This window comes from Streptomyces sp. CNS606, assembly GCF_000426325.1.
The window spans coordinates 216,838-227,590 of sequence record NZ_KE384522.1 but is presented as its reverse complement, the minus strand read 5'-3'; the positions used below and the strand labels follow the sequence as shown (position 1 = coordinate 227,590).

Annotated in this window: 8 protein-coding genes and 1 tRNA gene; 7 read left to right on the top strand and 2 right to left on the bottom strand. The window is 73.0% G+C overall.

Going from position 1 to position 10,753, the window contains the following annotated elements; all coding sequences use genetic code 11:
* Positions 1-706, bottom strand: a 706-nt coding sequence (locus tag K304_RS33805; RefSeq protein ID WP_199779683.1) for a hypothetical protein, incomplete at its 3' end; no start/stop codon positions are given.
* A 523-nt stretch (positions 707-1,229) separates the two neighbouring features.
* A tRNA-Arg gene (locus tag K304_RS0125635) sits at positions 1,230-1,301 on the bottom strand.
* A 77-nt stretch (positions 1,302-1,378) separates the two neighbouring features.
* Here K304_RS0125635 and K304_RS0125630 point away from each other — a divergent pair.
* The 7 genes from K304_RS0125630 to rho all read left to right on the top strand — a co-directional run bounded on the left by K304_RS0125630 (position 1,379) and on the right by rho (position 10,635).
* Positions 1,379-1,882 carry a response regulator gene (locus K304_RS0125630; protein ID WP_486591812.1) on the top strand — a complete coding sequence of 168 codons (504 nt, stop codon included), beginning with the start codon at positions 1,379-1,381 and terminating at the stop codon, positions 1,880-1,882.
* A gap of 159 nt (positions 1,883-2,041) precedes the next feature.
* Positions 2,042-2,818, top strand: a complete 777-nt coding sequence (locus K304_RS0125625; protein ID WP_051308844.1) for a DALR anticodon-binding domain-containing protein — start codon at positions 2,042-2,044, stop codon at positions 2,816-2,818.
* Between the two features lie 19 nt (positions 2,819-2,837).
* On the top strand, positions 2,838-4,229 hold the full coding sequence (gene lysA, locus K304_RS0125620) for a diaminopimelate decarboxylase (RefSeq protein ID WP_027766039.1): 1,392 nt from the start codon (positions 2,838-2,840) through the stop codon (positions 4,227-4,229).
* A gap of 190 nt (positions 4,230-4,419) precedes the next feature.
* Positions 4,420-5,712, top strand: coding sequence for a homoserine dehydrogenase (locus tag K304_RS0125615; protein ID WP_027766038.1), 1,293 nt, complete (start codon positions 4,420-4,422; stop codon positions 5,710-5,712).
* Between the two features lie 129 nt (positions 5,713-5,841).
* The gene (gene thrC, locus K304_RS0125610) at positions 5,842-6,933 is read left to right on the top strand and encodes a threonine synthase (protein WP_027766037.1); all 1,092 of its coding nucleotides are present in this window, start codon (positions 5,842-5,844) and stop codon (positions 6,931-6,933) included.
* Between the two features lie 396 nt (positions 6,934-7,329).
* Positions 7,330-8,262 carry a homoserine kinase gene (gene thrB / locus K304_RS0125605; RefSeq protein ID WP_027766036.1) on the top strand — a complete coding sequence of 311 codons (933 nt, stop codon included), beginning with the start codon at positions 7,330-7,332 and terminating at the stop codon, positions 8,260-8,262.
* A 384-nt stretch (positions 8,263-8,646) separates the two neighbouring features.
* Positions 8,647-10,635 carry a transcription termination factor Rho gene (gene rho, locus K304_RS0125600; protein ID WP_027766035.1) on the top strand — a complete coding sequence of 663 codons (1,989 nt, stop codon included), beginning with the start codon at positions 8,647-8,649 and terminating at the stop codon, positions 10,633-10,635.
* Positions 10,636-10,753 lie beyond the last annotated feature (118 nt).

Genomic DNA, 10,753 nt, shown 5'->3' with positions numbered 1-10,753 from the left:
GGTCGCTGGTGAGGGTGCTGGTGATGCGGGCGGGGCGGACTCCGGCGGCGAGCCAGGCGTGGACGCCGGGGGCGAGGCGGTCGATCTCGCGGCGGGAGAGGGTGAGTCGGGGGTCGCGTGTGCCGAGTGCGGTGAGGAGCGCGACTGCTTCGGGGCTGGCCGGGCGGGTGGTGGGGCCGTCGGCCGGGCCGCCGGCGGGTTCGGGGTGCGGGTGCGGTGGGGTGGGTTCGGCCGGGGATGCGGCCGGGGTGCGCGCCCGTTCGGGTTCCGGGGGCTTCATGCGTGGATGTGGCAACGAGGTTGCCGCATCCACGCAGGGTGGTGCCGGCTCCGCCGAGGCTGCGCGGGTCGGGGGCGCTTGGGTGTCGTCGGGGTGGGCGAGTTCGGGGAGGGTGTAGACGTAGGTGCGGGTGACGAAGCGTCCGCCGGGGCCGCGCAGGACGCGGCGTTCGAGCCAGCCGTCGGCCTCCAGTTCGCGCAGGGCGCGGCTGATGACGGTCTCGCCTTCGGTGAAGTGCTTCTGGAGGGCTTCGATGGTGACGGGGGTGCCGTCGGGCATGGAGTTGATGTAGAGGGCGACGCCTACGGTGACGGCGCTGCCGGGCCGCCGGGCGAGGCGGTTGGCCAGGATGGTGAAGTTCCCGGACAGGCGTGTCCGGACATGGATGGCGCCGGATACCGGCGCGTTAAGCTGCGCAGTAGCCATGGGGAAGGGTTCAGCTTCCTTGTTGGTGAGGCCCTCGCGTCCGGGACGGCAATCCTGGCCGGGGGCCGACTTGTCTGGATGTCTCCGCCGACAGTAACCCCGTTTCGCCACCCTGTGTGCATGGTTCACCCTGACGGGTGGCTCCACCGGGAAGGGCGGGTGGGTGGGAAGTCCTTCATCAGTTGAGTCCTTGGGAGGAGTCCCGGGCTCACCGGGCCCCGGTGAACGGCGTCCGGTCCCATGCGACCGGGCCCCGGACATCCAGGTCCCCGTGCGACCTGTGGTTCTGGCAGGGCGTGAGGTCGTGGGGTGAAGTCCGACCGTGTGAGGAGAGGGCGGCCATCTGCGGCGGCCCGTCGACTGCGCCGCCTCGCCCATATCCGGTGGCGTCGGCATGAGTTCGACCCTGAGTACCGCCTACCGCTACCTCCGCGAAGCCGTCGACGTGCTGGCCGCGCACGCAAGAAGACCCCGCGCTCAGCGTCTCCGCTGGTCACGGGGTCTTTGGGCACTTCAGAAGGAGTACCCCCGGCAGGATTCGAACCTGCGCACACGGCTCCGGAGGCCGTTGCTCTATCCCCTGAGCTACGGGGGCGTGGCGCGCTGTGCGTGCCGACGGGTAGAACACTACCAGCCCGGAGGGGATGGGTCGGAACGGGTTTCCCGTGGGCGCTGGGGCGTGGGCCGGGGCGGTTGGAATCAGGCAAAACGCGGACGCGGGGCGTATCGGACGCATACGCTCGGGGTGTGCAGGGCGCGTCCGGCCGGGTGCTCGTCGTGGACGACGACGAGGTGATCCGGCAGCTGATCAGGGTCAACCTGGAGCTGGAGGGCTTCGAGGTCGTGACCGCGGACGACGGTGCCGATTGCCTGGAGGTCGTGCACGGGGTGCGCCCCGATGTGATCACGCTGGACGTGGTGATGCCGCGGCTGGACGGGCTGCGGGCGGCGGCGTGCCTGCGTGCGGATCCGAGGACGCGGGAGATCCCGTTGGCGCTGGTGTCGGCCTGTGGCGCGGGGGGCCTGGGGGACCGTGAGGCGGCACGGGTGGACGCGGTGCTGGCGAAGCCGTTCGAGCCCTCGGTGCTGGTCGGGATGGTGCGGCGGCTGGCCTGCCAGGCGCGCTCGGCGCGTGGCCGGGGCGGGAAAGGTGCCCCGTCGGTGCCGCACGGCTGAGACGGTCGACGGGTGCGCGGGGGCGGCAGCGGAGTTGCCGTTCCGACGCGGGTCCCACGCGGGCCCGGTGCGGAAGCAGGGGGAGGAAGCGCGGCGCGCCGTCCCAGCAGACGGAACCCGTTGGCGCGATACCACCCCTTCTCTCCTAGGCTGTGCCACGTGACACCGGCCCAGCTCTCGAGCACCGTGCAGCACGTTCTGCGCGGTGCGGTGGGCGATGCCGCGCCGGGGCGGGTGGTGGTGGAGTCACCGCCGCGCCGGGGGAGCGGCGACTATGCCACGGGCGCGGTGCTCCAGGCCGCCAGGGCGAGCGGGAACGACGCTCGGCGCCTCGCCGGCACGGTCGCCGACACCCTGGCCGGGGAGAGCGGCGTCGCCGGGGTCGAGGTGCAGGGGCCGGGGTTCCTCGACGTCACGCTGGACGCGGACGGCAGGGCCGCCCTCGTCCGCGCGCTGACCGGGCCGGACCACAGCACGCCCGACGCGCCCGCGCAGGACGTCAGCCGCTGGGCAGCGGCGACGGGGGAGGCGCCGGAGGCGTCGCTCCCGCGCACGGACGGCAGTTCCCTGTTCCGCGTGCAGTACGCCCACGCCCGCACGCGGGCGCTGCTGCGCAACGCCACCGACCTGGGCCTGCGGCCCGAGGCCGGAGCCGGCGGGCACGGGTACGGCGCTCCCGCCGAGCGGGGGCTGCTGGCGCTGCTCGCCGACCAGCGCCGGATAGTCGAGGCCGGGGACGCCGGGCGTCTCGCCCGCCACCTCACCGCCGTCGCCGACGCCTGCCACGCCTTCCACGAGGCCTGCCCGCCCCTGCCCCGGGGGGACGAGAAACCCGGGGCCGCCCATCGCGCCCGCCTGGCTCTCACCGAAGCCTGCGGAACGGTGCTGGCCGGCGGCCTGTCCCAGCTCGGTGTCACCGCACCCGCACACCTGTAGAGGGAAACCAGCCACGCTCATGAGCAGATCCGCACACCCCGCCGGGCCCCGCCACGCCGACGTACTGCCCGAGGGGCACTACTCCGGGCCGCCCGCCGACCTCAACGCACTCGATCCGCAGATCTGGGCCCGTACGGTCGTCCGCGCCGACACCGGCGCGGTCACGGTCGGCGGGCTGGACGTCCGGGACCTGGCCGAGGAGTTCGGCACCCCGGCGTACTTCCTGGACGAGTCCGACTTCCGCGAGCGCTGCCGCGCCTGGCGGGACGCGTTCGGCTCGGAGGCCGACGTGTTCTACGCCGGCAAGGCGTTCCTCTCCCGCGCCGTGGTGCGCTGGCTGCACGAGGAGGGCCTCAACCTGGACGTCTGTTCCGCGGGCGAGCTGCACACCGCGCTGGCGGCCGGCATGCCCGCCGACCGCATCGCCCTGCACGGCAACAACAAGTCGACGTCCGAGATCCGGGAGGCCGTCGAGGCCGGAGTCGGCCGGATCGTGCTGGACTCCTTCCAGGAGATCGCCCGCGTCGCGCACCTCGCACGGGAGCTGGGCACGGTGCAGAAGGTGCAGATTCGCGTCACCGTCGGCGTCGAGGCGCACACCCACGAGTTCATCGCCACCGCGCACGAGGACCAGAAGTTCGGCCTGGCGCTGGCCGACGGGCAGGCCGCCGAGGCGGTGCGCAGGGTCCTCCAGCTGGACAGCCTGGAACTGCTCGGCATCCACTCGCACATCGGCTCGCAGATCTTCGACACCTCCGGCTTCGAGGTCGCCGCGCACCGCGTCGTCGGCCTGCTGCGGCAGGTGCGGGACGAGCACGGCGTCGAGCTGCCGGAGATCGACCTGGGTGGCGGCCTCGGCATCGCCTACACCTCCGAGGACGACCCGCGGGAGCCGCACGAGATCGCCAAGGCGCTCGGCGACATCGTCACCGGCGAGTGCCGGGCGGCGGGGCTGTCCGTGCCGCGCCTGTCGGTGGAGCCGGGCCGCGCGATCGTCGGGCCGACGGCGTTCACGCTGTACGAGGTCGGCACCGTGAAGGAGCTGGAGGGGCTGCGCACCTACGTGAGTGTGGACGGCGGCATGTCGGACAACATCCGCACCGCGCTCTACGACGCCGAGTACAGCGTGTCGCTGGTCTCCCGCACCTCCGAGGCGGAGCCGATGCTGTCCCGCGTGGTGGGCAAGCACTGCGAGAGCGGCGACATCGTCGTCAAGGACGCGTTCCTGCCGGCCGATCTGGCGCCCGGCGACCTGCTCGCCGTGCCGGCGACCGGGGCGTACTGCCGCTCGATGGCCAGCAACTACAACCACGCGCTGCGGCCTCCGGTGGTCGCGGTGCGCAACGGCGAGGCGCGGGTCATCGTGCGCCGGGAGACGGAGGAGGACCTGGCGCGGCTGGACGTCGGCTGACGGGACGGAGGACCCGCCGGACTCCCGTCCCGGCGGGCCCGCCGGGACGTCGGGCTCCCGGAACAACGGGACACACCCGACCACCGAAGCGCGCGGCGTGAGACGTACGTTCCACATGCTGGATGGGGCGTGGACGAACCGGACCCGTGCGTGAGACTTGGACAACCACAACAGATGTGAGCGAGGTCGAATGATGCGTACGCGTCCGCTGAAAGTGGCGCTGCTGGGCTGTGGGGTCGTCGGCTCCGAGGTGGCACGCATCATGACGACGCACGCGCACGACCTCGCCGCGCGCATCGGCGCCCCGGTCGAACTGGCCGGGGTCGCCGTACGCCGGCCGGGGCGGGTGCGGGAGGGCATCGCCCCGGAGCTGGTGACCACGGACGCGAGCGGTCTGGTGCAGCGGGCGGACATCGACGTGGTGATCGAGGTCATCGGCGGGATCGAACCCGCACGCGGCCTGATCACCACCGCCTTCGAGCACGGCGCCAGCGTCGTCACCGCCAACAAGGCGCTGATCGCCGAGGACGGCGCCAGCCTGCACGAGACGGCCGAGAAGTACGGCGCCGACCTCTACTACGAGGCCGCCGCGGCCGCCGCGATCCCGCTGGTGCGGCCGCTGCGCGAGTCGCTGGCGGGCGACAAGGTCAACCGCGTCCTCGGCATCGTCAACGGCACCACCAACTTCATCCTCGACCGGATGGACACCGCCGGCACCGGCTACGGCGAGGCGCTGGACGAGGCCACCGCGCTCGGCTACGCCGAGGCCGACCCCACGGCCGACGTCGAGGGCTTCGACGCCGCGGCCAAGGCCGCCATCCTCGCCGGTATCGCCTTCCACACGCGGGTGCGGCTGGACGACGTGCACCGGGAGGGCCTCACCGACGTCACCTCCGCGGACATCGCCTCGGCGCAGCGCATGGGCTGCACGGTCAAGCTGCTGGCCATCTGCGAGCGGGCGGCGGACGGCCGCAGCGTCTCCGCCCGGGTGCACCCGGCGATGATCCCGCTGAGCCATCCCCTGGCGTCCGTGCGCGAGGCGTACAACGCGGTCTTCGTGGAGGCGGACGCCGCCGGGCAGCTGATGTTCTACGGTCCCGGCGCGGGCGGCGCGCCCACCGCCTCGGCGGTGCTGGGCGACCTGGTCGCGGCCTGCCGCAACAAGGTCAACGGCGCGCGCGGGCCGGGCGAGTCGGCGTACGCGCAGCTGCCGGTCTCGCCCATGGGCGAGGTCGTCACCCGCTACCACATCAGCCTGGACGTGGCCGACAAGCCGGGTGTGCTGGCCCAGGTCGCCACCGTCTTCGCGGAGCACGGCGTGTCCATCGACACGGTGCGCCAGCAGGGCAAGGACGGCGAGGCGTGGCTGGTCGTGGTCACGCACCGGGCGTCGGACGCGGCCCTCACCGCGACGGTGGAGGCGCTGCGCGGCCTCGACACCGTGCGCGGCGTGGCCAGCATCATGCGGGTCGAGGGCGAGTAGCGCGTAGCGAGCTACGCCCGGCCGGCCGGCCGTGACGCACCCGCGCGAGGAGGCGCGGGGACGACGCGGCCGCAGAGGGGTTCCAGGGGAACAAGGGGTTCAAGGGGAGCAACGAGGACAATGACCATCATGGAACGCATGCCCGCCGGCGCCACCACCCACCAGTGGCGCGGCGTCATCGAGGAGTACCGCGACCGGCTGCCCGTCGACGCGGAGACCGAGGTCGTCACCCTGCGGGAGGGCGGCACGCCGCTCGTCCCCGCCCGTGTGCTGTCCGCCGCCACCGGGTGCGACGTGCACCTGAAGGTGGAGGGCGCGAATCCGACCGGGTCCTTCAAGGACCGCGGCATGACGATGGCCATCACGCACGCCAAGGCGCGGGGCGCGCAGGCCGTCATCTGCGCCTCCACGGGCAACACCAGTGCCTCGGCCGCGGCGTACGCGGTGCGTGCCGGGATGGTGTGCGCCGTGCTGGTGCCCCAGGGCAAGATCGCCCTGGGGAAGATGGGGCAGGCGCTGGTCCACGGCTCCAAGATCCTCCAGGTGGACGGCAACTTCGACGACTGCCTCAACCTGGCGCGCGGACTGTCCGAGAAGTACCCGGTCGCGCTGGTCAACTCGGTCAACCCGTCCCGCATCGAGGGGCAGAAGACGGCCGCGTTCGAGGTCGTCGACGCCCTCGGCGACGCGCCCGACATCCACGTGCTGCCGGTGGGCAACGCGGGCAACATCACCGCCTACTGGAAGGGCTACCGGGAGTACGCGGACCCGGCGACCGGCGGCCCCGCCACCCGTACGCCCCGCATGTGGGGCTTCCAGGCGTCCGGCGCCGCGCCCCTCGTGCACGGTGCGCCGGTGACGGACCCCAGCACCATCGCCACCGCGATCCGGATCGGCAACCCCGCCTCCTGGACGCTCGCCGAGCAGGCACGGGACGAGTCCGGTGGGTTCATCGAGTCGGTGACCGACCGTCAGATCCTGCGCGCCTACCGGCTGTTGGCGGCCGAGGAGGGCGTCTTCGTGGAGCCCGCGTCGGCCGCCTCGGTGGCCGGTCTGCTCCAGGCGGCGGAGCAGAACCGTGTCGATCCGGGGCAGCGCATCGTCTGCACGGTCACCGGGAACGGGCTGAAGGACCCCGACTGGGCTGTGGCCGGAGCGCCGCAGCCGATCGTGGTGCCCGTCGACGCGGACGCCGCCGCCGAACGCCTCGGGCTGGCGTGACGGGGACGGTCCCGCGCGCCTGACGGCGCCCCGCCGCCCGCCGGCCGGTCAAGACCGCGGGGCGGGTTTCAGCCATCGGCGGGGCCCACGGGAGCACGCCCGGTCCGGAGCGCCGCAGCTCACCGGCGGTGCGGAGCACGTACGGTGATCCGACACGCATCGTGCGCCTCCCGTGCGCCCTGTGTCGCCGGGGAACCTTCCTTCGATAGGCTGGGTGCCAACCCCCTCCCACGCACGTGCGACGGAAGCAACGATGTGCGGCTCCGTGGCAGGTGACGGGTGCGGTGCGGCACATCCGTCGCGGCCGCACCCCGCCGCCCCCGCACGTCGACCACGACCGCACGTCGGCACGACCCGCACGTGAAAGAAGAACCACACGAGGAGAGTCATCGGAAGATGGCCGGTCCCGCGTTCCGCGCAGCCGCCGTACGGGTGCGCGTCCCCGCCACCAGCGCCAACCTCGGCCCCGGTTACGACTCGATGGGCCTGGCGCTCGGCCTCTACGACGACGTGGTGGTCCGGGTCGCCGACTCCGGCCTGCACGTCGACATCGCGGGCGAGGGCGCCGCGACCCTGCCGCGCGACGAGGACCACCTGCTGGTGCGCTCCCTCCGCACGGCCTTCGACCTGCTCGGCGGGCAGCCGCGCGGCCTGGAGGTGGTGTGCGCCAACCGCATCCCGCACGGCCGCGGCCTCGGCTCCTCCTCCGCCGCCATCTGCGCCGGCATCATGGCCGCCCGCGCGGTCACCACGGGCGGCGAGGTCCGGCTGGACGACACCGCGATGCTGGAACTGGCCACGGAGATCGAGGGCCACCCCGACAACGTCGCTGCCTGCCTGCTCGGCGGATTCACCATCGCCTGGACGGAGGGTGGCGCCGCCCGCGCGGTCCGCCTCGACCCTGCGGAGACGGTCGTTCCGGTCGTCTTCGTGCCGGAGAAGCCGCTGTTGACGGAGACCGCCCGCGGCCTGCTGCCGCGCAGCGTCCCGCACGTCGACGCCGCGCTGAACGCCGGCCGGTCCGCGCTCCTCGTCGAGGCGTTGACGCGGCGCCCCGACCTGCTGCTGCCCGCCACCGAGGACCGGCTGCACCAGGAGTACCGCGCGCCGGCCATGGAGGAGAGCACCGCGCTGGTCGCGCGGCTGCGTGCCGACGGCGTGCCCGCGGTGATCTCCGGCGCGGGCCCGACCGTGCTGGCCCTCACCGAGGGCGACGCGGCGGACCGGGTCGCCCGTTCGGCGGGAGAGCACTGGACGGCCAACCGGCTGGGCCTCGACGCCGCCGGGGCCGGTGTGCTGCCCCTGGAGACGGGCGGCACGTCCTCGTGAGATCGGATTGCCGGTGCGGGAGAGGGGGAATGTTTGTTGGAGCCGGTAGTGTTAACCTCAAGTCAGCACTCGCAGTCTCGTGGGTCGCGCCGACGACCCGTAGAGTGCGGTGCACGGTGTCCCTGTCAGGGACCACCTCTTCTTCCGGGAGCCCTCCTCACCGCTTGAGCATCCTGCCGAGCAGTGCCGTGCACGCTCCGGAACCGGCGTGATGGACATGTGTCACCGTTTCACGCCGAACCATTGAATGATCTTTCCGCCGTACGTACAGGTAGAGGCGGGACCACCGCCCCGGCCGGTCCGAAGGACGAGGGACCGCAGCCGGACAGCACGACCGGTCGCCGAGCCAGACAGGCCGACGCCCGCTCCAGGGAAGGACCCTTCGTGAGCGACACCACCGATCTGATGGGCGCCAACGCCGACAGCGCGACGAGCGCGGACAACGGCGCTGCGCCCGCCACGGACGCTCCTGCCGCCCCCAGGCGCCGGCGCTCGGGCACCGGGCTCGAGGGCATGGTCCTGGCCGAGCTCCAGCAGGTTGCCTCCGGCCTCGGCATCAGGGGCACCGCGCGCATGCGCAAGAGCCAGCTGATCGACGTCATCAAGGAGAAGCAGGCCGCGGGCGGCTCCGGCGGCGCGAACGCCGGGAAGGCGGACGCGTCCGCCGAAGCCGGTGAGACGAAGCCGAAGCGCCGGGCCACCTCCCGCGCACGCACCGGTGACACGGGCGGCGACGGCGACAAGGCCGCCGACCAGCAGGTCGGCATCCCCGTCCAGGGCGCGGACGAGCGCCCGGGCCGCCGCACCCGGGCCGAGGCCGCCGCGGAGACCGCTGCGGAGACCGCCGACGCGCGGAAGGACGCGCCGAAGCAGGACGCCAGGGACAACCAGGGCCGGGACGCCCAGTCCGGCCAGGGCTCCGGTCAGGGCAACGACGGCGGCCAGAACCAGGGCGGCGGCAAGGGCGGCCGCCAGCAGCAGGACCGCCAGCAGCAGGACCGTCCGTCCAAGCGCGAGCGGCAGCGTGACCGTCAGCGCGGCAACAAGGGCAACGACGGGGGCGGCCAGCAGAGCCAGGGCGGCGGCGGTGGCAACCGCGACCGCCGTGACGACGGTTTCGACGACGACGGTGGCGGCCGCAGAGGCCGCCGGGGCCGTTACCGCGACCGCCGGGGACGCCGGGGCCGCGACGACTTCGGGGGCGGCGAGCCGCAGATCTCCGAGGACGACGTCCTGATCCCGGTCGCCGGCATCCTCGACATCCTCGACAACTACGCGTTCGTCCGCACCTCCGGCTACCTGCCGGGCCCGAACGACGTGTACGTCTCGCTGGCCCAGGTCCGCAAGAACGGCCTGCGCAAGGGCGACCACGTCACCGGCGCGGTGCGCCAGCCCCGCGAGGGCGAGCGGCGCGAGAAGTTCAACGCGCTGGTCCGTCTCGACTCCGTCAACGGCGTCGCGCCGGACGGGGGCGGCGGCAAGGGCCGGCCCGAGTTCACCAAGCTCACCCCGCTCTACCCGCAGGAGCGGCTGCGCCTGGAGACCGACCCGGGTGCACTGACCACGCGGATCATCGACATGGTCTCCCCGATCGGCAAGGGCCAGCGCGGCCTGATCGTGGCCCCGCCGAAGACCGGTAAGACCATGATCATGCAGGCGATCGCCAACGCGATCACCACCAACAACCCCGAGTGCCACCTCATGGTCGTCCTCGTCGACGAGCGGCCCGAGGAGGTCACCGACATGACGCGGTCGGTGAAGGGCGAGGTCATCTCCTCGACCTTCGACCGCCCGGCCGAGGACCACACCACGGTCGCCGAGCTGGCCATCGAGCGGGCCAAGCGGCTCGTCGAGCTGGGCCACGACGTCGTCGTGCTGCTGGACTCGATCACCCGCCTGGGGCGCGCGTACAACCTCGCCGCGCCGGCGTCGGGCCGCATCCTGTCCGGTGGTGTCGACTCGACCGCGCTCTACCCGCCGAAGAAGTTCTTCGGCGCCGCGCGCAACATCGAGGACGGCGGCTCCCTGACGATCGTCGCCACGGCCATGGTGGAGACCGGCTCCCGCATGGACGAGGTGATCTTCGAGGAGTTCAAGGGCACCGGCAACATGGAGCTCAAGCTCGACCGCAAGCTCTCCGACAAGCGGATCTTCCCCGCGGTGGACGTCGACGCGTCCGGCACCCGCAAGGAGGAGATCCTCATGGGCAGCGACGAGCTCGCCGTCGTCTGGAAGCTGCGCCGGGTGCTGCACGCCCTGGACCAGCAGCAGGCGGTGGAACTCCTCCTGGACAAGATGAAGCAGACGAAGTCGAACGCCGAGTTCCTGCTCCAGATCCAGAAGACGACTCCCTCGCCGAACGGCGGCGACTGACGCCGCCCGCACCCTCGGACCGGCACCGGGCCCGCCCCCACCGCGTGGGGGCGGGCCCGCCGCGTCGCCCCCGGTCGCAGGCCGCGTGCACCGGGGCACGACCGGGCAGGACGGGCAC